Annotated in this window: 16 protein-coding genes and 1 pseudogene; 16 read left to right on the top strand and 1 reads right to left on the bottom strand. The window is 42.0% G+C overall.

Features of this window, described 5'->3' with window-relative positions; all coding sequences use genetic code 11:
- The first annotated feature begins 49 nt into the window (after positions 1 to 49).
- The 5 genes from FFM77_RS08800 to FFM77_RS08820 all read left to right on the top strand — a co-directional run bounded on the left by FFM77_RS08800 (position 50) and on the right by FFM77_RS08820 (position 5,890).
- On the top strand, positions 50 to 1,081 hold the full coding sequence (locus FFM77_RS08800) for a sensor histidine kinase (RefSeq protein WP_379893207.1): 1,032 nt from the start codon (positions 50 to 52) through the stop codon (positions 1,079 to 1,081).
- Positions 1,078 to 1,689 carry a response regulator transcription factor gene (locus FFM77_RS08805; protein WP_137635404.1) on the top strand — a complete coding sequence of 204 codons (612 nt, stop codon included), beginning with the start codon at positions 1,078 to 1,080 and terminating at the stop codon, positions 1,687 to 1,689. Before FFM77_RS08800 ends, FFM77_RS08805 begins: the two co-directional genes overlap by 4 nt.
- A 198-nt stretch (positions 1,690 to 1,887) precedes the next feature.
- Positions 1,888 to 2,490 carry a nitroreductase family protein gene (locus FFM77_RS08810; RefSeq protein ID WP_137635405.1) on the top strand — a complete coding sequence of 201 codons (603 nt, stop codon included), beginning with the start codon at positions 1,888 to 1,890 and terminating at the stop codon, positions 2,488 to 2,490.
- Positions 2,491 to 2,833: 343 nt separating this feature from the next.
- Positions 2,834 to 4,141 carry a DUF5776 domain-containing protein gene (locus FFM77_RS08815; protein ID WP_137635406.1) on the top strand — a complete coding sequence of 436 codons (1,308 nt, stop codon included), beginning with the start codon at positions 2,834 to 2,836 and terminating at the stop codon, positions 4,139 to 4,141.
- A 642-nt stretch (positions 4,142 to 4,783) separates the two neighbouring features.
- Entirely contained in the window at positions 4,784 to 5,890 is a 1,107-nt protein-coding gene (locus FFM77_RS08820) for an NAD(P)/FAD-dependent oxidoreductase (RefSeq protein WP_137635407.1), read from the top strand.
- Here the strand turns inward: FFM77_RS08820 and FFM77_RS08825 are convergent.
- Entirely contained in the window at positions 5,887 to 6,273 is a 387-nt protein-coding gene (locus FFM77_RS08825) for a ribonuclease HI family protein (protein WP_137635408.1), read from the bottom strand. The genes FFM77_RS08820 and FFM77_RS08825 overlap by 4 nt on opposite strands.
- Before the next feature lie 35 nt (positions 6,274 to 6,308).
- Here FFM77_RS08825 and FFM77_RS08830 point away from each other — a divergent pair, with 35 nt between their 5' ends.
- The 11 genes and pseudogenes from FFM77_RS08830 to FFM77_RS08880 all read left to right on the top strand — a co-directional run bounded on the left by FFM77_RS08830 (position 6,309) and on the right by FFM77_RS08880 (position 26,605).
- Positions 6,309 to 6,698 carry an EbsA family protein gene (locus FFM77_RS08830; protein ID WP_137635409.1) on the top strand — a complete coding sequence of 130 codons (390 nt, stop codon included), beginning with the start codon at positions 6,309 to 6,311 and terminating at the stop codon, positions 6,696 to 6,698.
- 95 nt (positions 6,699 to 6,793) lie between these two features.
- Positions 6,794 to 8,449, top strand: a complete 1,656-nt coding sequence (locus tag FFM77_RS08835; protein WP_137635410.1) for a formate--tetrahydrofolate ligase — start codon at positions 6,794 to 6,796, stop codon at positions 8,447 to 8,449.
- Positions 8,450 to 8,613: 164 nt separating this feature from the next.
- Positions 8,614 to 9,063 (top strand): signal peptidase II, encoded by a 450-nt coding sequence (lspA, locus tag FFM77_RS08840; RefSeq protein WP_137635411.1) that lies wholly within the window; start codon positions 8,614 to 8,616, stop codon positions 9,061 to 9,063.
- A gap of 16 nt (positions 9,064 to 9,079) precedes the next feature.
- Positions 9,080 to 10,003, top strand: coding sequence for an RluA family pseudouridine synthase (locus FFM77_RS08845; protein WP_137635412.1), 924 nt, complete (start codon positions 9,080 to 9,082; stop codon positions 10,001 to 10,003).
- 161 nt (positions 10,004 to 10,164) lie between these two features.
- Positions 10,165 to 10,695 (top strand): bifunctional pyr operon transcriptional regulator/uracil phosphoribosyltransferase PyrR, encoded by a 531-nt coding sequence (gene pyrR, locus FFM77_RS08850; RefSeq protein ID WP_137635413.1) that lies wholly within the window; start codon positions 10,165 to 10,167, stop codon positions 10,693 to 10,695.
- A gap of 33 nt (positions 10,696 to 10,728) precedes the next feature.
- On the top strand, positions 10,729 to 11,811 hold the full coding sequence (locus FFM77_RS08855) for a carbamoyl phosphate synthase small subunit (protein WP_137635414.1): 1,083 nt from the start codon (positions 10,729 to 10,731) through the stop codon (positions 11,809 to 11,811).
- On the top strand, positions 11,808 to 14,363 hold the full coding sequence (locus tag FFM77_RS08860; protein WP_137635415.1) for an ATP-binding protein: 2,556 nt from the start codon (positions 11,808 to 11,810) through the stop codon (positions 14,361 to 14,363). Before FFM77_RS08855 ends, FFM77_RS08860 begins: the two co-directional genes overlap by 4 nt.
- Positions 14,364 to 14,532: 169 nt before the next feature.
- Positions 14,533 to 16,686 carry an L-type lectin family protein gene (locus FFM77_RS08865; RefSeq protein ID WP_137635416.1) on the top strand — a complete coding sequence of 718 codons (2,154 nt, stop codon included), beginning with the start codon at positions 14,533 to 14,535 and terminating at the stop codon, positions 16,684 to 16,686.
- A gap of 119 nt (positions 16,687 to 16,805) precedes the next feature.
- Positions 16,806 to 17,396: pseudogene (locus FFM77_RS08870) on the top strand (histidine phosphatase family protein).
- Positions 17,397 to 17,673: 277 nt separating this feature from the next.
- On the top strand, positions 17,674 to 22,365 hold the full coding sequence (locus FFM77_RS08875; protein ID WP_171001591.1) for a BspA family leucine-rich repeat surface protein: 4,692 nt from the start codon (positions 17,674 to 17,676) through the stop codon (positions 22,363 to 22,365).
- Positions 22,366 to 22,570: 205 nt separating this feature from the next.
- Positions 22,571 to 26,605 (top strand): BspA family leucine-rich repeat surface protein, encoded by a 4,035-nt coding sequence (locus FFM77_RS08880; protein WP_137635418.1) that lies wholly within the window; start codon positions 22,571 to 22,573, stop codon positions 26,603 to 26,605.
- Positions 26,606 to 26,907 lie beyond the last annotated feature (302 nt).

The raw sequence follows: 26,907 nt of genomic DNA on the forward strand, positions 1-26,907 counted from the left end.
AGAGTGGACCAGTTATATTTGGCTGGGGTATTTACCGTATTCAGTGGCTATGTACGTGCCAGCTAAAACGGTCGCCGATTGGTTTTGGCTCAGTCTATTGGCGGTTTTCTTAGTGTTATATGTCTTAGTCGTCGAAAAAGATAGCTGGCGGCCAGTGACGATCCCGCTCGAATTGGTCGTGACGGGTTTATTTGCCATGTTAGGTGAAAATTTGTATTTGATTATTTTCCCGGGGTGGCAAGTGTCATTTATTTTAGCTCGCCAGCCGAAAAAATTTTTTTATTGGTTTTTAACGGGCTACTATGCGTTTATCATTGCCGGCATCTGGCACGCTGCTCAGATTGCGCCAGATGTCTTTGGCTGGCATAATGGGCAAGTTATGGGGCTGATTTTCCCCATGATTTCGCCACTATTGTCGTATACCTTTTCGCGATCAACTTTGCGGCAACGGCAATTACGCCAGACTAATCGGCGGTTACAAACAATTGTGCAACGTGACGAGCGTGAGCGGATCGCGCGCGATTTGCATGATACGTTGGGGCAGAGCTTTTCGATGATTACATTAAAAACGGAGCTCGCTAAAAAGTTGCTGGTCAAAGCGCCTGACAAAGTTGCCGCCGAACTTGATGATATTGAGCAGATGAGTCGCCAGAATTTACAAATGGTTCGTTCGATTGTGAATAACTTGCATCAGCGGTCGCTTAGTGAAGTTTTGTTAGCGCAAAATCGAAACTTGTTGGCCGCGAATGTTTGGTTGACGACGACTGGCGAAAAGCTAGCCATTCAGTGGCCAACAACGATTCAAGGTGTGTTTGCCGCCACGATGGCCGAGGCATTGACGAATGTGATTCGTCACGCCCATGCGCATCAAGTCGAGGTGACCTTTAGTGAACCAGATCAGGGGTATCAGGTCATCATCCAAGATGATGGTAAGGGTGGTTCGTTGACCCGGGATGGCGCTAATGGGATTACTGGCATGCAAGCGCGGATGCTGGAAGCTCACGGGACGTTTACGATTGGAACGCCTAGTCGGGGCACACAACTCATTTTAAACATTCCCAAGGAGATGGCAAAAGCGTGATTGAGTTATATTTAGCTGAAGATCAAAGCATGTTAAACTCTGCTTTGACACAATTATTAGAATTAGAAGATGATTTGCACGTGGTCGGCTCAGCTGGCGATGGGCAAACTGCTTGGACCGAAATTCAGCAGTTACAACCGCAAGTCGCGATTCTAGATATTGAAATGCCAGGGTTGTCGGGGTTAGATGTGGCTGATCAGATTCAGGCGGCCAAGCTACCGACCAAGGTGATTATTTTGACGACTTTTGCGCAAAAAGCGTATTTTGAGCGAGCCGTGGCCGCGCAAGTAGCAGGCTATTTATTGAAGGATAGTCCCAGTGATGACTTGATTGCGGCGATTCGCCAAGTGATGGATGGTGCGACAATCTATGCGCCGGAATTGGTAGTTAATATGTTATCAGCAGATAAAAATCCCTTAACGGAGCGCGAACTAGCAGTCTTAAAAGCGGCGGCACAAGGGTTACCAACTAAAGCGATTGCGGCACAGTTATACTTATCGGCTGGTACGGTTCGTAATTATTTGTCGGCAATTTTTAGCAAACTAGGGGTGCACAATCGGTTAGAGGCCGTTCAAGTGGCACAGCGAAATAAATGGTTAGCGTCATGAAAAAGTCAGTTATTGAGGAACCTTGTTACTAACAACTAGTTTTAAATTGTGACAACTATAAAAAATTTAAACTCGTTAAACCGTTGTAGCAGAGTGGTTTAACGGGTTTTGTTGATCATTAAGCTGATTAATCGCTTTACTTACAAAAAGTAAGTGATATACTAATGCTACAAACTAAAAGTAAGGAAGTTGATACCCATGGAAACTAAATTCACAGCTTTACAAACCAACCGCCGGACCATTTATGCATTAGGCAAGGATGTTGCCGCTAGTAACGCAGACTTAACCCAAATGATTGAAACAGCCATTAAGAATGCGCCTTCAGCGTTCAACAATCAGACGACTCGTGCCGTTATCTTATTCAATCAATATCATGACCAATTATGGGACATGACGGCTGATCGGTTGAAGTCAGAAGTCCCAACTGAAGCCGCTTATCAGAAGACTGTTGAAAAGTTGAATGGCTTCAAAGCCGCTTACGGGACGATCTTGTACTTTACAGATACTGATGTTGTTAAGCAAAATGAAGCTGACTTCCCCTTATATGCCGCTAACTTTGCCGACTGGGCTGAACAAGCGCAAGGGAACGCCCAATATAGTGTTTGGGTCAGCCTGGCTGAAAATCAAATTGGCGCTAACTTGCAACATTACAATCCATTGATTGATGATCAAGTTGCGAAAGCTTTTGAACTGCCAGCTAACTGGCAATTACGGGCACAAATGCCATTTGGATCGATTGAAGCCCCAGCTGGTGATAAAGAATTTATGGCTGACAGCGACCGCTTTAAAATTTTCGAATAAAGATAATTCTTGAGTCATCCCAGATTATGGGGTGGCTTTTTTCGTGTTTGTCATACACAAGCAATAAAGTAATTGTGTCGGTAGCCCACCTAATCCGGGGACCGCTGATAGTGTTAGTTGCATTGAATGGTTGCTGGCGACCAAGTAATATCACACTTTGACGGATAGTTGTCGGTATCAACTATCAAAGCAATCGACATAAAACTATTCTGTAATAAGACTGTTCATGCTGTAAAAAGGTTGTAAAGCGATTGATAACTGCTTGTGTCAGGAACGCAATCAGTCACGGTTAAGATAGGGGTTGTAAGATGAATTCAGTTGTTTAGGGAAAGGTGACTTAATTGTGAAAGAAACAAAAAAGTGGACTTGGGTCTTGGTGGTACTAGGCTGCTTGCTGACGCTTAGTGCCGCCACGAAAGCCGATGCTGCCGTGCCAGATATTTCAGAGTGGCAGGGTAAATTAACCAGCACCCAAGTCAATAGTCTGAAGTCACAGGCCGACTTTGTGATCAATCGGGTGCAATATGGGTCGGGGTATGAAGATTTATATCATGCCAATAATGAGAACTTGTATGTTAAATACGGGATTCCATTTGGCTCGTATGATTATGCGACGTTTACCAGCACGGCAACGGCTAAAGCGGAAGCAAAGACGTTTTATGCCCGTTCCAACAAGCATGCGAAGTTCTATATCTTAGACTTTGAAACGTCTTCCATGGGGAGTAGTGCCGCTAACGCCGCGGTCAAAGCATGGTACAACGAGATGCGGTCGTTGACGAATAAAAAATTGATCTTCTATTCTTATCAAAGCTTTGCGACGACTTACGCCAACACGGCCCGGCAAGCGTTCGATGCCCAATGGATTGCGAATTATTCATATAAACCGACAATTACATATTCATTATGGCAATACACGGATAGTTATTACTTATCTTCCTTAGGTAAATATGTCGATAACTCATTGTATAATTCGAGTTCGGTTTCTAGTTATCATCCGTTGAGCTGGTGGTTGGGTACGAGTTACGCTTATAGCAGTTATAACGTTGGTCAGCACGCTTATCTATATAAGAAGGCCAGCACTTACTATGATGGGACGACGATTCCAAGTTCAGCGAAACAAAAAGGTTATAAAATAACCGCGAAAAAGGCAGTAACAACTGATCAGTCGAAACAATTGGTTTACTTGGCTGGCTTAAACAAATGGGTCAAGTCACAAGACATTGCGGCCTATTGGATCGGCCAACATGGGTCATACAAATTGCGTAAGAAGGCTAATGTTTATAGTGATGTGAAGTTAACTCATAAGACGGGCAAGTCCTATAAAAAGGGGACAACGTTAAAAGGTAAAGTTGTCAAAACCGGTAATCTGTATCGGATTAAAGTAGCTGGCGGCTACATTACGGCGCAAGTTGAAATATCCAATCATGCTTATTATGAAACAATGCCAAGCGGTAAGACGTTAAAAGCATCCAAGACGTTCTATAAGTACAACAGTAAAACGTTCAATAAATCCAAACGGTCAACGAAAGTTAAGAAAGGCAGTACGGTAACCGTAACCGGAGTGGGTAAACGGTCCACTGGGTCACGTTACTATAAAACAAGTGATGGGCATTATATCACCGCATTGCATAGTTATGTGAAATTTAAATAAACTTCATTAAGAGATCAATCGACTTAGTTGTTGGTTGATTTTTTCATTACTTTTGTTGGCTCTACCTAGCAAGTTGCTAATTAGTGAAGATGGGTCTTGCTATGAGCCCTAAGTTACTGAGAAAGTGGCGAGATGATTAGTTGCTAATACCAAGAGCTTATAGCACAATGCTAAGTAGCGGAATTTCCAAAATTAAATTTGTCTACAAATATGCATGTCCTACTATGATAGCTTCAAATGGCGACTTTGCTATACGCAAGTATGGTCATCTAGGGCTGAGTAGCCTTTTACGACTGAAAATATATGCTGGAGCGGTCAATAATATCACAAGCCATTTTCAAATGATAAGGCTGACTAAATACTAAATGAACCGATTATGTCACTCAGTTGAAATCAGTTTCAACAGTAACTAATTGTTATTGGCAATATTCCTATTTTACAGTGATTACCGATTTTGTAAAAGTGATAAATGAAATGCAAATTGACATATAATAAGTTGGATGACACGTATGTTCTAGCGTCAATCCGGATCACCCAGAACGGTCATCTTAAATCGAATGGTCACTTTAATGAACGCATCTACGCGATGAACTAGGGTATGCTAAAATGGAAGTTAAGAACGGTTGTGGAGGTTGAGTCATAATGAAAAAGCAAGTAACGATTATTGGTAGTGGGATTGTCGGGGCAACCATTGCGTACTATTTAAGTGCAGATCCAACGTTAAGTGTGACTATTTATGATGAAGGTATTGGTCAGGCCACCAAAAACTCAGCGGGAATTATTTCACCTTGGTTGTCGAAACGCCGTAATCAGCGTTGGTATCAATTAGTTAAGGCGGGTGCCGCGTTATATCCTGAAATCGTGGCAGACACGCAGATGGGGTATTCAGTCTATCAACAAGCTGGCACGATTGTGACCCGCAGTAACGCTGACGACCTACAAGCGTTGTATGATTTGGCGATTGAACGCCGCAAAGCTGCGCCTCAAATTGGTGAGATTGAAAAGTTGACTGCTACCGAAGTGCAACAACGGATTCCATTATTGACCAATCCGCAACCTGGTGTCTTTATTAGTGGCGGCGCGCGGGTCGATGGCGATAAATTTGCACATAACTTATTAAAGTATGCTGAAAAGCGCAACCTCGTCCGGCATAAGGGCAAGGTCACGCTTGGTGATCAAGGACAATTAATGACTTCGCATGGGCAGCAAAGTTACGATACATTAATTTTAGCTGTAGGGGCTTGGTTGAAACCCATGTTATTGCCGATGCATATTGTCGCTAAGGTTCGTCCCCAAAAAGGCCAATTGATTGAATTACAGTTACCCGAAACTTGGGGTGATGATGTGCCAGTCTTAATGCCGGAAGGTGAACGGGACTTTATTCCCTTTACCCGTAGCAAGTTGGTTGTCGGCGCTACTCATGAAAATGATCAGGGCTATGACTTACAAGTTTCTGACTTAGTTGAAGATGATTTGTTTGCCAGTGGCTACAAGCTTGACCAAAACTTAACGAAAGCACAGATTAGTCAAGTTAAGGTTGGCACGCGCGCCTATACTGCTGACTTTGCACCATTCTTCGGGGCCTTACCAGATAATCCGCATATCCTCATGGCGAGCGGTTTGGGGTCATCTGGCTTAACGACCGGCCCAATGATTGGTAAACTATTAGCAGATTACGTCTTAACCGGTGCCCATGATTGGGACCAGTATCAGTTACCGATTGAGACGTATTTAGAAGATGCTGATTAAAGTTTTAGATGCAAGCCTTGTTGGGCCAGTTGATGAGCACCGTGGTTCTCACTTTCCGGGATCCATTGTGTAATTACCACTTGGCATTGGTCTTGTAGGTGTAAAAGTGTTTGTAATTCAACGTTAAAATTTTTGCTATAAGCTTTACTGACACTTTCGGCGACAACTTGGCTGTCAGTAAAGAAGAAGACGGATTGACCGGGGCCAAACGTATCGAGCAGCGTTTTAAAGCCAGCGATGGCTGCTAAAAATTCGGCGGTATGATTATCGCCAACGGGTAACGGTTGTTTATATTGGTGTTGTCGGCCTTGGTCGATCAGTAAAATACCCGCGGCGCTCCGTTTAGTTAGGGGTTCCGTCGCGGCGTCAGTATATAATTGCATTTTAGTTTCACTCCATTTGAAAGGAATTTGGTCACATGAGTAACTCTAAGCATACCTTTAAGTATCAACCAAATCTATTATCTAGTCTAATTGTCTGGTCGTGGACCTTACTCGTGTTAATGGTCGGCATTATTTGGTGGCTCGAAATCTTAACCTTTAAATGGCCATTAGTCTTAATTGCAGTTTTATTTATCGCGTTAGTTGCCGTTCAGATTAGTTTACGACGCGTGTCGATTGACCGCAATTTGTTGATTTTTAGTACCGTCTTTAACCGCTCTTGGCTAGTCATTCCACGTGACCAGCTAGAAAGTATCACGGCTATTCGTGGCGGCGTGGCCGTTCAAGTGGATCGCAATCGTTATCAGTTCTTAATGACGAAGAAAAGTCGCCAAGCGTTGATTGAATTGGCTCAGTTAGATAAATAACCGAACTTTGTTGATAATAAGAGAATTAATTGTTCATGTTTTAGTGATGAACAGGTATACTGTAACTATTATAACTAAAGGGGCGTCAGAGATTAATGAAAGACATTGAAATCGCACAACAGGTCACACCAAAACCAATTACTGAAGTTGCGGCCAAGGCCGGCTTAACTGCGGCTGAGATTGACCAATATGGTAGTGCCAAGGCTAAGCTTAAGTTGCCATTGCCAGTTAAAGATACCAAACGTAAATTAATTTTAGTGACGTCGATTAACCCCACGCCCGCGGGTGAAGGTAAGTCGACGGTCACGATTGGCTTAGGCGATGCCTTGACCAAGCTTGGTAAGTCAACCATGATTGCTTTGCGGGAACCGTCATTGGGCCCAGTTATGGGGATGAAAGGCGGTGCCACGGGTGGTGGTTATTCGCAAGTTATTCCAATGGAAGATATTAATTTACACTTTACCGGTGATATGCATGCCTTAACCGCGGCTAACAACACGTTAGCGGCGTTAATTGATAATCATATTCAACAAGGTAACGCGTTAGGTATTGATCAACGTCGGATTCAATGGAAACGGACGTTAGATATCAATGACCGAGCACTACGCCATACCGTGATTGGCCTTGGTGGACCAACCTCTGGCGTGCCCCGGGAAGATGGCTTCGACATTACGGTGGCCAGTGAACTGATGGCGATTCTGTGTCTTTCAGAAAATATCGCTGACTTAAAACAGCGGATTAATCGGATTGTGATTGGGTATACCCATGATCGCCAACCGGTAACGGTCGCTGATCTACAAGTGGGTGGCGCAATTACGTTGCTGTTAAAAGATGCATTGCGGCCAAACTTAGTTCAAACTTTAGCCCATACACCAGCGATGGTACACGGGGGTCCCTTTGCTAATATCGCGCATGGTTGTAACAGTGTGTTGGCGACACAAGCCGGTTTGAACTTAGCCGACTATACGGTGACCGAAGCCGGCTTTGGGGCCGACCTTGGTGGTGAAAAGTTCATGGATATTAACGTGCCTGCCGTGGGCCAAGCGCCTGATGCGGTTGTGATTGTCGCAACGATTCGTGCTTTGAAGATGCATGGTGGCGTGGCTCTGGCTGATCTGGGCGAAGAAAATGTGGCGGCCTTGCAACAAGGCGCGGCTAACTTAGGTCATCATATTCATGCGATGCAACAATATGGCGTCCCCGTAGTCGTCGCAATTAATGAATTTACGGCTGATACCGATGCTGAAATCAAGGCGGTTAAAGCTTACTGTGCCGAACAAGGCGTTGAAGCGGTATTAGCTGATGTTTGGGGTCAAGGTGGTGCCGGGGCAACGGATTTAGCGGAAGTCGTTGTTAAGTTGGCCGATCAGCCGAGTGAATTCACCCCGTTATATACAACGACTGATAGTATTGAAGACAAAGTCAAAACGATTGTGACCAAGATTTATGGTGGCGCTCAGGTAGAATACTCCGGCAAGGCCAAACGCCAATTACGAGCTTTTGCCAAACGCGGCTGGGATCAATTGCCAATCTGTATGGCTAAAACGCAATACTCATTGAGCGATAACCCCAAATTACTTGGTGCACCAACCGGGTTTACGATCAATGTTCGTGAATTCGTCCCTAAGTTGGGGGCCGGCTTTATCGTAGCCCTGACTGGAAACGTCTTAACGATGCCTGGTCTACCAAAACATCCAGCTGCCTTGGATATGGATATTAGCGACGATGGTAAAATTTCAGGTTTATTCTAACGTTAAATAAGTGGTACTGAGCAGTGATACCAGGGTGAATGCCCGGTATTGACTGCTCAGTTTTGCGCTTATAGGTAAAAAGCGGATATTTGCCGCTGGACCCTGCACAGGCGGGCTTCTTTTGGTATAATTAAACAAGTTTAGCAGATTGTGAGGAGCAGAATATGTGGATTTATTGGGTTTTAATGTTCGTCTTGGTCGTTGCTGATCAAGTTATCAAATCAGCGATTGTGAATCATATCGCACTCGGGGCTAGCCAAACGGTGGTACCCGGGCTATTATCGTTAACTAATTTGCATAATGATGGGGCTGCTTGGAGCATCTTGCAAGGAAAAATGGGCTTTTTCTATCTCATCTCAATCGTAGCTTTGGGGGTCATGGTGTACTTATTATGGCGGTTACGGACGCATCGGCTGTATGAGTTTGGAATTGTCTTTATGATTGCCGGGACTTTAGGCAACTTTATCGATCGGATTCGAATTGGCTATGTCGTTGATATGTTCCAATTAGATTTTATCAATTTTCCAATTTTTAATTTTGCAGATACTTGTTTAACGGTCGGGGTCATTTTAGTGTTGATCGCCGTTTTACGAGATGAGTCGTTTGACAAGTAATTAAGGAGTGACGTTTTTGGCAGGAGCAACCGCCGAACAAAATTTTACGGTGAGTGAACAAGTTGGTCGGTTAGACAAGGTCTTGGCGAGCTTACAATCTATCTGGACACGCTCGCAAGTCGACAAGTTGATCAAAGACGGTCAAGTCACCGTTAATGGCGCTTTGCAACCTAGTAAATATAAGGTCAAAGCCGGCGATGCGATTCAAGTCGCGCCACAAACGGTCAAGTCGATTGAACTGGTGCCGGAGAACATTCCATTAGATATCGTCTATGAAGATGATGACGTTATCGTAGTGAATAAGCCGCAAGGGATGGTGGTTCATCCAGCACCGGGGCATCCGGATCAGACCTTGGTCAATGCCTTGCTGTATCACAGTCCGTTGTCAACGATTAATGGCGAGTTTCGACCAGGAATCGTGCATCGAATTGATAAGGACACGTCAGGTTTATTGATGGTTGCCAAGAATGACCGGGCCCACCGGTCGTTAGCGGCACAGCTCAAAGCCAAGACTAATTTGCGGGAGTACGTCGCGTTAGTCCATGGCGTAATCAAAGAAGAAACCGGGACAATCAATGCGCCGCTTGGCCGGTCACCTAAGGACCGTAAAAAACAAGCAATCGTGGCGGATGGTCGACCCGCAGTGACGCATTTTAAAGTATTGAAACGTTATTTGCACTATACCTTGATTAGTTGTCGGCTTGAAACTGGACGGACCCATCAGATCCGGGTCCATTTACAATCAATTGGGCATCCGTTAGTGGGTGACCCGCTATATGGGCCGAAGAAAACAATTAAAGGTCACGGTCAGTTTTTACATGCTAAGTTATTAGGGTTCAAGCACCCGGTGACTGGTGAAATGTTACAGTTTGAAGCGCCGTTACCGCCGATTTTTATCGCAACTTTGGCGAAGCTTGACAAAACTGACTTGAATCATTAATCTAACAGTAATGAGAGTCCTTTAATCCGGCCCAGAGAGACTGAAAGGCAACGTTAACCAACAACTTTCGTCGGCGGTCGTGACAGTTAATGTCCGACCGTCGTCTTTTTTGACTAGTGATAGGACCGAAAAGTCAATTCATTTAGATTGGGAGGCAGATCATGCAAAAAGAAGTGGTTGATTCCATGGCGATGAAACGCGCACTCACGCGGATTACGTATGAAATCATCGAGCAAAATAAAGGGATTCGCGATATTGTGTTAGTGGGGGTTAAAACCCGGGGCGTCTACATTGCGCAACGGATTGCCGAACGGTTACAACAGTTGGAAAGTTCGACTGTACCGGTTGGCGAATTAGATATTACCCCGTTTCGTGATGACCAGCCATTAGATATCGCATTAGCGCCAGGTAAATATCAATTGGCCTTTCCGGTGGCCGATAAACGGGTCATTCTCGTTGATGATGTGCTATTCACCGGGCGGACGATTCGGGCCGCTTTAGACGCATTAATGGGCGGCGGCCGGCCACAAAGTATTTCGTTGGCGGTCCTTGTTGACCGTGGCCATCGAGAACTCCCGATTCGCGCGGACTTCATTGGCAAGAATATTCCAACAGCGATGCAGGAACGGATCAAAGTCTCGGTGACTGAAGTTGATGGTCATGACGGGATTGAAATTATTAACGATAATTAGAATTTTTATGTCAAAAAGTGAGAAGGGATCGACATGGCAGACCGCTATTTGATTCTTGAAGACGGCAGTGCCTACCTGGGTGAAGGTTTCGGGTCACCAGCGGTTTCAACTGGCGAAATCGTGTTTAATACTAGCATGACGGGCTATCAAGAAATTATTACAAATCAAATTTATCATAATCAAATTATTGCGTTTACCCAGCCGACAATTGGCAGTTACGGGATTAATCATGACAGCTATGAGTCAATCTTGCCGACAGTTAAAGGCGTGGTCGTGCGTGATGTCGCTAGCATCTCGACCAACCGGCAACGGCGCTGGTCACTGGACCAATATTTGAAGCAACAAAATATTCCAGGCATTAGCCATATTGATACACGCCATTTAGCCAAACAGTTACGTGCCAGTGGGCCAATGAAAGCCAGCATCGTCGATGTCGCCGATGCCCATGCTTTTGACCAGCTAGGGGCAACCGTGTTGACGAACCAACAAGTTGCCGCGGTTGCGACCCCTAAGCCGTTTCCTAATCCGGGAACTGGCTTAAATGTAGTGGTCATTGACTTTGGACTGAAGCATGGTATTTTGCGTGAGCTTAGTAAACGGGCTTGCAACGTCACGGTCTTGCCTTATACGGCCACAACGGAAGAAATTATTAATTTAGATCCAGATGGAGTCATCTTATCAACGGGTCCTGGGAAGCCACAAGACTTGCCGGACAGCGTTTTAACGATGATTCAAAATATTCAAAATCGGATTCCATTATTTGCGATTGGCTTAGGCCATGAATTATTTGCAATGGCCAATGGTGCGCAAATTATGAAGTTGTCGCCTGAACATCATGGCGCCAATCATCCGATTCGCGAAGTCATTACCAATCAGATTATTTACGCCTCACAGGGGCAAGGCTTTGCCGTTGATCCCACGACGATTGATCGCAATAAGTTAATTACAACGTTTGTGGACTTGATTGATGGGACTATTCAAGGGTTACGTTATCGGGACTTTCCGGCTTTTTCAGTGCAGTTCTTTCCCGATGGTGCCCCGGGTCCCACTGATGCTTTAGATGTCTTTGATGAATTTGTTGAATCGATGCAACAAGCAAGGGGGCCAGTCTGGTGAACAATTTACAAAAAGTATTAATCATCGGTGCTGGTCACAATGATATTGGTCGTGAAGGCCAGCATGATGCTGCAATTACGCAAATTGGTAGTGCCATTCGTAAGCTTGGGATTGCGGTCGTCTTAGTCGACAACAATCCATTTTCAGTGGCCGCTGAAAATAACTTTGCGGATAAAGTGTATATTGAACCCTTAACGGTGGGCGCGTTAACAAAGATTATTGCGACTGAACAACCTGATGGCCTGATTCCATCGTTAGGTGGTATTCAACGGGTCAGCTTGATTCAAGCGCTGATTCGCAATAATGTCCTTAAAAATAATCAGGTGCAATTATTACAATGGGACGCTGAAACGATTGATATGATTGTTAACCCAGCGCTCATGAGTAATCGGCTAAAGTCACTGGGTCAACCAGTGATTGCGTCACAAGTAGTGGCTAGTCAAGCGGAAGCCGATGAAGTGATGGCACACGTGGGTTTCCCAGTCATTGTCAAATCAGTGGCCCCGCGGATTGAAGCGAGTCGACAACTGTGTGAGGATGAAGAAGACTTTGTCCGGGCACTGACGATGGGCTTTAAGGTGTCAGCGACCAAGCAATGTATTGTTGAACAGAGTATTGTTGGCTATAAAGAAATTGAATTTATCGGTATGCGGGATGCTAAAGGAACCGCGTTATTGATCTCTGGGATGGAAAACTTTGATCCGGTTGGAATTCACTCAGCCGATTCGATCGTCTTTGCGCCGACGCAGACGATTACTGATCAAGAGTACCAACAGTTCCGCCAAGCCACGTTAGAAATCATGCAAGCGTTGCATATCGTTGGCCCTTGTCATATGCAATTTGCGTTAGATCCTGTTACACAACAATATTATGTGATTAAAGTTACCCCGTACTTCGATCGCGCGATGGCGATGGCTGCCCGGGCGACGGGCTATCCGTTAGCCACGATTGCGGCGAACTTGATGGTCGGTGTGAGCTTGTCAGAGGTCAAATTATCGAAGCGGTATCGTAAGCAGACGGCATTGATTGAACCGGTCTTGGATCATATTGTTTGCCGGATTCCCATCTGGCCGTTCAATGTGTTGAAGAAAGTTAGTCATCAATTGGATACCGTGATGGAATCCACCGGGTCCGTGATTGGTGTTGGTCGCTCAACCGAAGAAGCACTATTAAAAGGGTTGCGGGCCACTGATGAATCGCGGTATCACGTGATTGCTAATCAACCGCAACAATACTCAGAAGGTGAATTGATTCAACGGTTGATTCACCCACAAGCTGGTCGGATGTTGGTCTTGCTGGAAGCCTTAAATCGGGGTTATCAGATTGACGAATTAGCAGAATTGACGAAGATCGATGCGTTTTACTTTTATAAACTCAGCCATATTATTGAAATCGAACAAGCCTTGCGCGAGCATCCCTTTGATGTCCATGCGTTAGGCCGGGCGAAATATTTCGGCTTTACCGATGAAGATGCGGCCGCGGCTTGGCAAACAGAACCAGCCAAGGTCAGTCACTTTGCAATCGAAAATGAGATTCACCCGACCTTTAAGGAAATCGAGCCAACTGCTGGTGAGTTTACTGAGCAAACAAATACTTATTATTCGACTTACGAGTACGATAATGAGAGTCAGCAGTTAGCTGGTCGGCGCGCGGTTGTCATTGGCAGTGGTCCGAACCGGATTGGGACGAATCATGGGAATGATTACTTGGTCTCACAATTGTTGTTTTACTTAAAAAAAGCCGATTATCAACCGATTTTGATCAATGCTAACCCGAATAGTGTTGCGATGACACCGCAACTAGCGGCTAAGCGGTATGTTGAACCCAAGCAAGTCTCAGATATTTTGAACGTTTTGGCGATTGAAAATCCTGACGTTATCTTTACGACGTATCACGATGAACATTTAGGCCAGATATTAACCGATCTGGACTATCATGTGATTCAGATTGATAATAGCCTACCACGCGAGCAGATTAAGACCAATGATCAGCCGGCCGTCGAAGTGATTACAGACGGTAAAGATGTTCAGATTTTTGGCATTAGTGAAATTATTGCCGGCAATAACTTGCGGTCGAATGTGCGTGGCTCGATTGAAGTCTTTCCGATTCAAGACAAAGCTGAAAATAAGGCGATTGAAGCGTTATCCATTGAAATTAAGCATCGCGTTTTAAGCTATGGAACGCCGGGCGTATACACGGTGCGGTTAACGATTATTGATGAAGAGCTGCATTTGGCAACAATTGAGCCGATGAGCTTGGCGATGATAGCGCTGATTAGTAAGGCCAGCGGGTCAAGTGTCACGCGACTATTGTTGCACGTTAAGTTAGGTGAGCCGCTCAGTCAAGTGATGTATGATTATCCCGACCTGGCTAAGTTGAAGCGAGTCTTCGTTCAAGCCAATACCTTTCCATACAATCAATTACAGATCTATGATGAAGCGGAAGTCACCGGTGAACCTGGTCATGCGACTGGGGCTGTGATTGCGTATGGGGCAACTTTACGAGCGGCGTTAGATGCGTTAAATGAGGGTAATGAGAGTACTGATTTTTAAAAGTTAGACCTAATATCAAGTCGATGTTAGGTCTTTTTTTGTTGGTCAGGCTTGCCAAACCTAACAATAGTAGATATACTGCTAGTGTAAACAGTTAAGGGTATATTTATAAAATTATATTAGTAAATTAAATTACAATATAAAAGTTAGGCTAGAAGGAGCGTTAGAGATGAAACCACTACTTGGGGGTCTGTTGTTAGTGGGTTTGAGTGGATTATTTTTGGGAACGATGAGTTTATCGGCTTCAGCGGAAGTTGATGACTATATTCGTAATTCAGCACCACAGGGGATACGGCTAAATAATATTTTTGAAACAGCTAAATTTGATGGCAATAGTGCGCAAGTGAGTCAGGCACCAGCTGGTAAGGATCAAGCCGATATTGTTAATATTACACAACAGCCAAATCAGTTAGGAGCCATTTGGTCAAAAGATAACTATAAGTTTGATTTGAAGAAGGATGCCAAGGCATCAATGTGGCTGTATTTCGGTGGCGGTGGGGCTAGAGCTGCAGATGGGATGGCATTGGTACTACAGAACAGTAAGGATGGAACCAATGCTATTTCTAAGACAGATAAAGGTGAGTCGTTGGGTGTTTGGGGACAAGATTTTGATAACAATAGCAGCACTAATCCTCAGACAATATCCGGTACTGCTATTCAAAATAGTTGGGCCTTAGAATTTGATACAAATAGTAATCAAAGTCAAAAAGTTGGGGATGCTTTTGATATGGGTGAACCGGTTGGTATGCATATTGCGGAGAATTATCCTGGTGAGTCGAGTAGCTATAGTCCAATTTCAGATGGTGGTTGGTTTTTTAGAAATTATTTTTACAAATTAAACCATAATCACATTATTTCAAATCTTTCCCTGGCTAATGGTAAATGGCACCATTTGTCTTTACAATGGGAAGCACCCAAAAGTGGCAGCCGTAATGGATTTATGACGTATACTTTTGATGACAAGGATCCAACAACCGGTCGAACGATAACGAATGCGCCACAGCAGACAGCGGAAGTCGATTGTGATAAATTTCATAGTGCTGATGATAAAGTCTATTGGGGATTTACCGGTGCGACGGGGAAACGATATGAACGAGCTTATGTTATCTTTGAAGGAATCCCAGATGTTGTTAATGCTCGTGCAACTTTAAGCTTGAAAAATATGACGACACAGCAAGATATCGTGGAAGGCAGCCAAGTGACGACTGGCGACAAGTTACAATATGACTACGATTTAAAGTATTTGAATGGTGTTCATGCATGGTCAAAAATACAGGCTGACTTACCTTTGGATGCTCATTTTAAATTCAAGAGTGGTGTTTTGACTTATGACAATGGTCAGACACAAACGGTAACGGCTAGTGATATTCAAAATAATCATTTGAAATTCGACTTTGCTAACGATTTGTCGACGAGTAATAATCATGCTAGGTTAACTCTAACCGGAGTTGCGGAAAATACGCAACCAGATACGATAGTGACAATGCAACAGATTAACCAAGCTTTCCGAGGGCTAAACCAGATTATCAATGTCGATGCCCCGGACTATCATGTGGTTGGTCAACGACTCGTTCACTTGCTATTGGCTGATGACCAGGTAACTAGCAATTTGACCTTTGATCGACATCATAATGCGATGATAAATGGTCGAATTTTTTATCGATTAGGTGAGTGGACGAATGCAGGAATTGATCAAGTGACTGTCAAGTTGAATGATAAGGTATTAACAGTCCCTGACCAACTAAAGTGGAGTTGGAGTGACAGCGAAACGGGAAATTCTGGTAAATTCAATCTAATTGTCCCGTGGCGTTATTTGCATACTGGTACTAATCAGATGAGTCTGAGGGTTACTGATAAAACTGCCCAGCAGTCTAACGAGGTACAAGTAACGATCAATGTTCCCCGTGGGCAATTAACGTTAAGCAAAGTTGCCACGCAGAGTGCTTTTCAGCCGGTTGCGGTTAATGGCCAACCGCAGCATCATATTGGTCGCCAATCGGATTGGCAGGTCGTTGTGGATGATGAACGTGGGACGGGGAGTCGTTGGCAGTTACAAGCTCATGCGACGCAACCAGTGGATGCGCATCAGCGGCCATTGAATGTTGATGTTGTCTTCAATAATGGTTCACGGGACCAGTCGCTAATTCGGGACAATGTGATTGTGATGGATCATGAGGCAACAACGGATGATGACGAACAACACATCGCTGCACAGTGGGCGCCACATCAAGGAGTTCTGTTGAATGTCTCCAGCGGTGCAGTTCCTGGTAACTATCAAACGACAATTCACTGGACACTCAATGATGTGCCGACAACTGAATAAGAACTAAGGATAATCCTGAATAGTGATGATGAGTTGTTCAGGATTTTTGTGTGTCTTGATTTAAAAAGTGCGCTATGATTGTTACCGGTTACATCGTTATTTTATGGAGGTCGATAGTTTTGACGAAAACATTATATTTAATGCGGCACGGACAAACGTTATTTAATCAACTAAAACGTATTTAAGGCGCGTGTGATTCACCGTTAACTGCGCAAGGAATTGCGGAAGCACAGTCAGTTGGTCGTTATTTTAAGCAACAAGGCCTTAAATTTGACCATGCCTATGCGTCGACCCAAGAACGTGCAGTTGATACGTTGGAATTAGTGACTAAGCAGTCGTATCAGCGCTTAAAAGGATTGAAAGAGTGGAATTTTGGCGTTTTTGAGGGTGAAAGTGAAGTCTTGAATCCGAAGTTTTCGCCAGGGCAACTCGGTTATGACGATTATTTTGTGCAGTTCGGTGGTGAGTCGGGTAAACAGGTTCAAGAGCGGATGGTTCAGACACTGACGAAGATCATGGCGCGTCCAGATCATCAGCAGGTGTTGGCAGTTAGCCATGGTGGGGCGAGTTATATGTTCTTACAACGCTGGCTGGCTGCTACGGAGATGCAACGGCGTCAAATCCGGGTTAATAATTGTGCAGTGTTGAAATTTTTGTATGATGAGGGAAGTTTGAGTTTGTTAGTGTGCGGAACTTGGATGATTAGGTGATAAGTGGTAAAAGAATGTCCCAGGATTATTTAAATGAATACGTGGTTTTGATAGTAGCTGTTATTAAATGTTTGTGATCATTTAATAACAGCTTTTAGTTTCGAATGTTGCCAGTTAGTAAAGTGAACGTATTTGTGTAGATACTATCATTAACTGGTTATTTTTTGATAATGTTGAACTATTAATCGTGTTGAGAATATACTATACTACTTATGTAAGCGTTTACTTAGTCGAACATAAATTGTTGAGAGGATTCTAAAATATGGAGGAGTCGAAAATGAATATGGGACGTGACACTAAGCTACACTATAAGATGTATAAAAAAGGACGTGCGTGGATATTTGCAGGAATTTTGGTGATGAGTTGGGGTGTTAGTAGTCAGACAGCACGAGCCGATACAGCAAGTTCAGATAAGTCAGTAAGCGATATCGTTACGGTCACGTCTAAAACAAATCAATTAACAGATCAGCGGGTAGAACTATCTGCTGATCAAGATAAACCAGTCATTCAAGATGAGACTAAGTCAGACGAAATAAGTCACAAGAGTAATGTACAGGGGACATCTGAAGCCGATGTCGATGCTGAACAAAAGAATAGTATTGATGAGTCGGATACACAATCTACAAGTAGTGAAGATGAAAAAACAGTACCTGAAAATCCTGAAGATGAAGATAAGGTAAGCGATGATCATGATGGGGCTCAAAATACACCTAAAACCGATATTGAGGATAATTCGAATGTTGTAACGCAATCAAAAGGTGAAATTAATACTAAAAAAGCTGGTCCTGGAGAGTATGAACCAGAACAAGTTGATACGAATAAAATCACTATTCAGAGTAGAGAAGTGACCAATCCAAAATTGCGTTCTGAGGGGATAGCTTCGGTCAATAAGGTGGCAGTTAAGGATAATCAAGTATCAGCTGTTACTGGCGTTGATACTTCAATGGTGCCAGACACAGCTTTGGATTCTGGTGTTATTGGAGACTGTACTTGGTATATTAACGATGGGGAGCTACATTTGGTTGGTGGTACTTTTGATGGTAGTACTAGTTCGGGTAACTGGGCCTGGCGAAAGGATTTTGATCAATGGCCTAATGTTGTTAATAAAATAAGCATTGATGGGGAAGTTATTGCTTCAAAGTCACTTAGCAGGATGTTTGAGGGTTTTGTAGGAAATACTATTGAAGGGCTTGATAATCTAAAAACAGATAATGTTACTGATATGAGTAGCATGTTTGCTGGTGATTACAATGTTAAGAATATTGATATTAGTATGTGGAACATTAGTAATGTAGTATCTATGCAAGCGATATTTTTATATTGTTATGGGTTAGTTGAAGTTGATTTACCAAAAAGTATCAATAAAAGTTTGCAGACTTCAGCTCGAATGTTTGAAGATGATTATAATTTAGTGAAAGTAAATTTCAATGGATTCACTTTCGCCAATGTTTCAGAAAATACACGTACCTTTTTTGACTGTAGTGCAATTACCAGTTTCGGTGATTATGTATTTGATTTGAAAGGGAGTTGTTCAAGATTCTTTGGTAGCTGCTCTGGTCTTGAAAGTGTTAATGTAAATCTTATTGGGGATAAGAGTAATACTATTAATGTGATTGGACTGTTTTTGGATTGTCAATCTTTGAAGACAATCCATTATAAAAATGAAACGCCAGCATTTATTGGTGCGATTGAAACTATGTTTTATGGTTGTAACTCGCTTGTTGATTTTGGATTCAATCATTTTAATACTAGTCAGTGTACTTCGTTTGCAGGTCTGTTTGCAGAATGTACTAGTGTAAAGACAGTTGACCTAAGCTCATTAGATATGAGTAGTCTTATTGCAATTGATTCTTTATTTAGTGGTTGTACAAGTTTAGAGCAAATAGACTTAATGCCTTTTGCATCTAAAAGTATTTTCTCGTTAACTCGGTTGTTTGAAAACTGTTCGAGTTTAAAAACAGTAGATCTAACCCCGTTACACGTTGATGAAGCTAATTCACTAGATTATATGTTTAGTGGTTGTACAAGTTTAACAGTACTTGATTTAAGTCCGTTTGTAGAAAACAAGTTTTCAAATTTAGAAAGCGTTTCTGGCATGTTTCAAGGTTGTACAGGATTAAGTAGTTTAAGTCTAGATTTCTTAAAGGATGTTGAACTAAGATATGTCGACCATTTGTTCGATGGCTGTAATAATTTGAAACAAATTGATTTAACACCAATAAACAGTGGTTCTTTAACTAGCACCTCTGGAATGTTTAAAGATTGTACCGATTTAACGACAATTAATTTGTTGTCATTGAATGTTGAAAATGTAATCAACATGAGTTCGATGTTCAGTGGCTGTACAGGGTTGCAAGATTTGGACTTTAGTTCATTTAAAGCCAATGTGGTTAGCGATTTATCTTACATGTTTGAAGGTTGTACTGGCTTGAAGTCGATTAAAATGCCGGTGATTAATTTAGAAAGCATACGAGAAATGGATGGTATGTTTCTTGATTGTACACAATTAAAAAGTGCAACTATTGGAAGTGAATTGTCGGAGTATAAATCACTGTATTCAACAATAGAAATGTTCAGGAATTGTCGCTCATTAGAGTTATTTAGCTTTGGCAAGATTGATTCTCCCTATCTTCGTCAAATGGATGCAACTTTTTCAGGGTGTGAGTCTTTGGAACAATTTAAATTGACGGCTTTAAACACAGAAAATTTAAGAACGATAGATAATATGTTTGATGATTGTTTGTCTCTAAAACAGGTAGATCTTTCGAATCTTAAGGCGCCTTTTCTAAATTCCATGAGGGGGGCTTTTGCTTTCTGTAATTCGCTAGAAAATGTTAATTTAGCAAATATACAGATTGGAGGAGATGCCGACTTAATGTTTTTATTTTTTAATGATTTAAATTTAAGAAGCGTTGATTTCACTGACTTCGCGGTTGACGGAATGATGAATATGTCATTTACGTTTAGTAATTGTAGAAATTTGGAACAGCTTGATTTAAGTTCGCTAAAGACAGATGGTATCGATATGCTAGCTTATACTTTTGCTAATTGTGATTCATTGAGAAAAATCAATTTAGGAAATCTTGACACCAGTTCAACTAATTACTTTTGGGGAACATTTTTAAATGACGGTTCCTTATCAGAATTAGATTTAAGTTATTTTGATATGCGTAACGCACAACCGTTGGGAATGAAGCTTTCAGAAAAAGTATTGGCGATTGATACGCCAGAAAAGTTATCCGAAATGCTAGACTCTGTAGAAGGAGAAAAGAAATATATCGAAAGTGATCACACATATTCCCCAATTGAAAATCTTTTGCAGGGGACGACTAATTTAGGCAAATTAACGCTTGGTCCGAATACTGTATTAAGTGATATAGATGGTAATGCTGGACTATCGGCGACAAATGCTGAAACCTATACGGGGTATTGGTTAAATCAGATGACAGCGGAAACTTTGACAACGGATAACCTGTATGCTTCAGATCAGACTCGGACTGAGCCAGTAACTTACCTTCGTACGGTAGAACCGACGATTAACTTGAAGAAAACTCAGGTACCAATCACCATTGGTAAGACCAATACTTGGTCTGCAAGCAACAATATTTCTAGTAGTAGTGATGAATTGGGCAACCCAGCAGATAAGATAGTTGTGACATGGAATAAGCCGTTAGATTTAACGAGTCCAGGTAAGTATACGGTTACTTATGCTTATAAAACGGCGGATGGTGCTTACACTGCAACTAATCAGGCGACATTGATTGTTGGTTATCCGATTGAGATTAAGCTGAAGTCTACGGATATTTCAATGTATATCGGACTTAAAAATGCTACATGGACTCCGGCTAACAATGTTTTAACGGCAACCGATGAACTTGGAAAAAGCATTAAAGAAAAGCTAGATTATCAAGTTACACCAATCTTGGCGCGTTCCCGTAGTAATCAGCTAGATATGACTCAACCCGGTCGTTATCGAATTGACTATTTGTACAATGGCAATATTATTAGCAGTGCCTTTTTGACGCTACTGAAATCAAAAGCAGCTGTTGATGCGATAGATAGTGTTTTAATTGCAGATCCGAAAACAACGTGGAACAGCACGTTACATCAACCGACTGCAATTGATGAAGACGGTCAAGTAGTAACTACTATCAAGACATCAATAGTTGATCAAGCCAGTGGTGAAAATGTAAGCGCCATCAACACACATCGGGCTGGTAATTATCAAATTACGTTCAGTTTTGTTGATGGGGTTGAAAACCGGGTTTACAAAGTTGTTAATTTAAAGATTTTGGCTAATCAAGCGACAATTAAAACTAAGGATAGTCAGTTGACAGTTGGTGCGCAATGGCATGCTAAAGATAACTTTGTTAGTGCTACTGATTACACTGGCAAACCGATCACGATTGATGACTTAAAGGTTGATGGGACTGTTAACTGGCAGAAGCCAGGACAATATTTAGTTCACTATATGTATGATAAAAATCCAGAGCTAACGCCGATTACAAAGACAGCATTGATTACAGTAGCTGCGGCGGTTACGCCAGTCGATCCGGGTGATTCAGGTGGTCATGTTCAGCCAGATCCCGAACCGGTATATCCAGAAGTGGTACCAGAGCAAACAAATAAGGACCCACAGTCTAACCCAGAACCAGTTATTGATGTTGATACCGGTAAATCAGTCAAACCAACTACTGAGATTAAATCAAAGTTGAAACCTGAAACAAATGTCCGCAAAGCTGATTTACAGCAAGAAGCTGAATCAAACTCAAATGTGGCGGCTGTTAAACCGCGAGTATCAAATAAATTGAATACGGATAATCAACAATTATCATCAGCTAATGGTCAGAAGTCATCGCAGTTGTTACCCCAAACTAATGATTCACGACCATCAACCTGGATAAGTCTATTAGGGATTAATTTATTAGGCTTGATGGGTCTCTTAGGTTTCAGAAGGAAGACTAGGTAATTGTTTATATATTCAAAAAAATTAACTTAATTGATGTTAAGCATTATTCAGATTTGGCGTAGCATGAAAAGAGCTTTAGTAACCGAAGATAATGATTACTAAAGCTTTTTATAATATCAAACTGTTAATCGCGTTAATTATATACTATACTTAAAATGTAAACGCTTCGACAACGTTTAATGGTTAAACTTTGGAGGGGTATTAAATGCGTTTTGAAAATACAAAGATACATTATAAGATGTACAAAAAAGGTCGGTTCTGGTTATTTGCTGGTATTTTACTGGTAAGTTGTGGTGTTACTAGTCGAGAGGTTCATGCTGACAATACGCCAACTCAGACGACTGATTCAGCTAGTCAGATTACTAGCTCTAGTTCACAACTGACGGATAAAAAAGTTGAACTGAATTCGACTAATTCATCAAAAAATAATACAACAAGTGGAGATTCAGGTAGTGACGAAGGGTCTCAGGATGTTAAAGATGCTGCGGCAGATAAGGATGACAGTCAATCAAGTGGTAGTGCTGAAAAGAAAGATAATAATTCAGTGAATACTGCGACCAGTAAGTCAGATGAGACTGCAGCGTCTAATAAGTCCGAGTCAACGAATGATACTAATAAAGCCAATGTTGATGAGGAAAGTAGCAATAATATAAGCGATTTAAACAAATCGAGTGAAGCTCCAAAAGAGGAGTCAACTGAAAAAGATACGCCTACTACAGAGAGCTTAAGTACGGATAGCAAACAAGCACCAACAGTGACGCCTGAAAAGACAACCGTTGTTCCTGATCAAGCAGCAGTAACAAGCCAATCTTACCAAGTTAATCAAGTTACTAATTTCCAGAAGAAACAATTAAGGAGTAATTTTAGTCGATCTATTCAACCTCAGAGCTTGAAACTTAGCGCTGATGCTGTGGGAACCGGTGTACCGAGTTCTGCAACTGCGTCGGGCAAGTGTGGTGACACCACTGAATGGTATGTAGAGAATAATGAGCTACACTTTGTTGGTACCGGCGATTTTAATTATATTGATTTTCATAGTAAGAATATGGGGGATAATTGGCCATGGTGGGAACAAAAATCAGTTACTAAGGTTGTTTTTGATAATAAAGTTATTGCACCAACGGACTGTACAAAGATGTTTGAAAACTTGTTTTACGTTACGGCGTATGAGAATATAGCGAACTTAGATTTTTCCAATGTTGAAAATACGGAGCAAATGTTTGGTTCAAATGCTAGCTTGAATAATCTAGACTTAAGTGATTGGAATATGTCTAATGTAATTTCGGCTCATGAAATGTTTCGAGATTGTCAAAAATTGACGACAGTTACAATGCCGAAAAAAGCAACAACAAGTTTGTGTAATGCAGGATCAATGTTCTGGGACTGTCCCAGCTTAGTTCGGGTGAATTTTAATGGCATGGATATCAGTCAGATTGATAAGACGAGAATGTTTGAGGGGGATTCTAGCCTAAGCTCTTTTGATACAAATATATTAAAGGTGGGTGTTGCTTGCAGATCAATGTTTTCTGACTGTACAAGCCTAACTCACCTAAATATCGAGCTTGGTGAGGATCAGGAGACAGGCTATCTTGAATACCAAAGTACGTCGATGTTTAAGGGATGTAGTAATTTGGAAAGTATTAACTTTACCAATAAGACACCTGGAAATGTTGGGGATATGCAGTGGATGTTTGCAGGTTGCAGTAAGTTATCCAGTATTGATCTATCTAAGATAAATCCAGATAGTGTTGAGGGACTTACTGGAACATTTGAGAACTGTCAATCACTAACTGATATTGACTTGACACCTTTGAAAGACGTAGAAGTAGTCACTATAGCATCCATGTTTATGGGGTGTGAACATTTAACAAACATTGATTTAAGTGGACTTAAACTAAATGAAAATAATTATAGCCTAGCTAATTTGGTTAGTGGCTGTACGGATTTAACGAGCTTAACACTAGGGGATATGGATACAAGTAATATTACCGATATGCATGATGCTTTCTCGTATTGTCCTAATTTAACGAAGATAGATGTCAGTCACTTTGATACTAGCAAAGTGACTGACATGTCAGGAATGTTTACCGGGGATGCTCAGCTAAAAAGTATTGACTTAAGCAAGTTTGAAACACCTGAATTGCAAAACATGTCGCGGATGTTTGCTAATTGTCATACACTACAAAGCCTAGACTTGAGTAACTTTAAAACACCGAATTTAAATCAGATGGATGGTGCATTTGCTAATTGTGAAAACTTGGCATCGATCAATGTTTCAAATCTTGATACCAGTAAGGTCACTAATTTTAATTGGGTATTCAATAATGATTCGGCTTTGAAAGCATTGGATATCAGTAATTTTGATATGCGCGATACTGAGACGGGTCCTAGTATCTATGTCAAGGACGTATTGGGAAACACATTTGCACCTGCTGAAAGCAACCCAGACAATTATATGAAGCCGTGGATAGCAAACTGGGATTTAGTTGATTCAACAAGTGTTTCACGTTTAACTGACTTCTTGAATAATACAACCGGGTTGACCAAATTGGTTCTAGGTCCTAACACAGTTTTGGTTGATAATCTTGGCAGTGCCAATCTACCGGACACGACGCAATCAAATACTTTTGGTGGTCAATGGCTTAGCCAACCGGCGTTAACATCAAGAGCTGAACCGATCTTAATGACGTCAGCGGCGTTAATGAAGAATTATACATTAGATAAAACGCCAGCTGAAAATCAAGCTTATATAAAAATGGCTGAACCAGCAATCCAAGTAAAAGCTGATAAAGTGGCGTTAACTGCTGGAAACGGTCAGACATGGACACCTCAAGCTAATTATGTAGGTGGTACTAATGAATTCAACGAGCCAATTGAATTCAATGATTTAAAGTTGCTTGGTACTTCAAATGCGGATTTAAACAAGCCAGGTGTCTATCAGATCGTTTATCAATACACGACTAAGTACGGTAATGATCCGGTTAAACAAACAACCGTAGTAACGATTACTCAGCCAGTAGCCATTTACTTGAAAAATAGTCAGCTTGAAAAGTATGTGGGTCCCAACAATATGGAGTGGCAACCCATTAGCAACGTGAAAGATGCAACAGATGAATGGGGGCACCAAATCGACTTAGATACGTTGACTTATGAGGCTGTAGATCAGTCATCGGGTGCAACTACAAGTCAGCTTGATATGTCGAAACCTGGGACTTATAAAGTCTATTATCTTTATCAGGGTCAGCCATTTAGTGACTCATTAGACTTAAACCTTCTGGCGCCACAATCTGGAATTACGGCCGAGAATGTGACTTTAATTGCGGATGCTAAGACACGTTGGACAAGTGCCTTGCATCACGCAATCGGTTTGGATGAAGCTAGCCATCAAGTTAAAAATTTGAATGTTACCTTAGTTGATGCTAAGACAAAGCAAACTGCAGATAAACCGGTATTAACCGCTGCTGGTCAATATTTAGTGACATTTAGTTTTACTGATGGCACTGGTAAGACTCATGAGAAGATGGTGACCTTAACGGTATTGGCCAATCAAGCTAAAGTTGATCTTAAAAATAGTCAGCTGACGGTTGGTGAACAGTGGCAAGCTAAAGATAATTTAGTAAATGCAACGGACTACGCTGGCAAGTTACTCACAATCAATGATTTAAAGGTTGATGGTACCGTTAATTGGCAGCAACCAGGACAATATTTAGTTAGCTATACGTATGATAAGAACCCAGAGTTAACGCCAATTACCAAAACAGCGTTGATTACTGTGGTCGCGGCTATTGCACCAGTTAATCCGACTGATCCCGGTAATGGGGATGTGCAGCCAGAGCCAAGTCCGGCGCCTGAACCGTCGCAACCAGTAGTTGTACCAGAACAGCCGGCTGAAAATCATCAGCCAGTCCCATCTCCAGTCTCGACTATTAATGTTGACACTAGTAAACCAGTGAAGAAGACTACTGAGGTCAAAGCGAAGATGGAACCAATCATGACCAAGACTACGATTGATGTGAAAGAAGGGACTGAGTCAAGTTCAAACGCAATGGTGACTAGTCGGCGGGAACAGAATCAGTTAAGTCCCGCTAATGCCAAGATTTCATTGGCACCTAATCATCAAACGGCGACAACAACTTTGCCCAAAACGAGCGACACACATACTACAGCTTGGTTAACCATCTTAGGGATTGATTTACTTGGACTATTAAGCTTAATAGGATTCCGTCGAAGAATTAAATAATGTTTGTGTCAAAAATGCTTAGTACCCAAATTCGGCGCTGAGCATTTTTGGTAGGGTTAATTAAAGTCGACATTATATCTGACTTTTTACGACTATCGGTAGTCGTATAACTGGCCATAATCCATAATTAAGGTTAAAATAACGAAGCTCCAGCCACACATCATTAAAACAAAGTCAGGTCGGTTATTGCCAAGCAAGTTGTTGGGAACGAGTTAATAATATGGCAAAGAAACATGGTCGAATTATCATTAAACTGTGACGGAATAGTGACTTTCAGTGCGACTATCATACCTGGCAAGTAT

Origin of the sequence: Lactiplantibacillus songbeiensis (genome assembly GCF_005405125.1) — a bacterium.
Classification (GTDB): Bacteria; Bacillota; Bacilli; order Lactobacillales; family Lactobacillaceae; genus Lactiplantibacillus; species Lactiplantibacillus songbeiensis.

Coding starts and splice junctions, on each gene's coding strand:
- FFM77_RS08800 (WP_379893207.1), top strand. CDS start 50: ATGTACGTGCCAGCTAAAACGGTCGCCGATTGGTTTTGGCTCAGTCTA.
- FFM77_RS08810 (WP_137635405.1), top strand. CDS start 1,888: ATGGAAACTAAATTCACAGCTTTACAAACCAACCGCCGGACCATTTAT.
- FFM77_RS08820 (WP_137635407.1), top strand. CDS start 4,784: ATGAAAAAGCAAGTAACGATTATTGGTAGTGGGATTGTCGGGGCAACC.
- FFM77_RS08825 (WP_137635408.1), bottom strand. CDS start 6,273: ATGCAATTATATACTGACGCCGCGACGGAACCCCTAACTAAACGGAGC.
- FFM77_RS08830 (WP_137635409.1), top strand. CDS start 6,309: ATGAGTAACTCTAAGCATACCTTTAAGTATCAACCAAATCTATTATCT.
- FFM77_RS08835 (WP_137635410.1), top strand. CDS start 6,794: ATGAAAGACATTGAAATCGCACAACAGGTCACACCAAAACCAATTACT.
- lspA (WP_137635411.1), top strand. CDS start 8,614: ATGTGGATTTATTGGGTTTTAATGTTCGTCTTGGTCGTTGCTGATCAA.
- pyrR (WP_137635413.1), top strand. CDS start 10,165: ATGCAAAAAGAAGTGGTTGATTCCATGGCGATGAAACGCGCACTCACG.
- FFM77_RS08855 (WP_137635414.1), top strand. CDS start 10,729: ATGGCAGACCGCTATTTGATTCTTGAAGACGGCAGTGCCTACCTGGGT.
- FFM77_RS08865 (WP_137635416.1), top strand. CDS start 14,533: ATGAAACCACTACTTGGGGGTCTGTTGTTAGTGGGTTTGAGTGGATTA.
- FFM77_RS08875 (WP_171001591.1), top strand. CDS start 17,674: ATGAATATGGGACGTGACACTAAGCTACACTATAAGATGTATAAAAAA.
- FFM77_RS08880 (WP_137635418.1), top strand. CDS start 22,571: ATGCGTTTTGAAAATACAAAGATACATTATAAGATGTACAAAAAAGGT.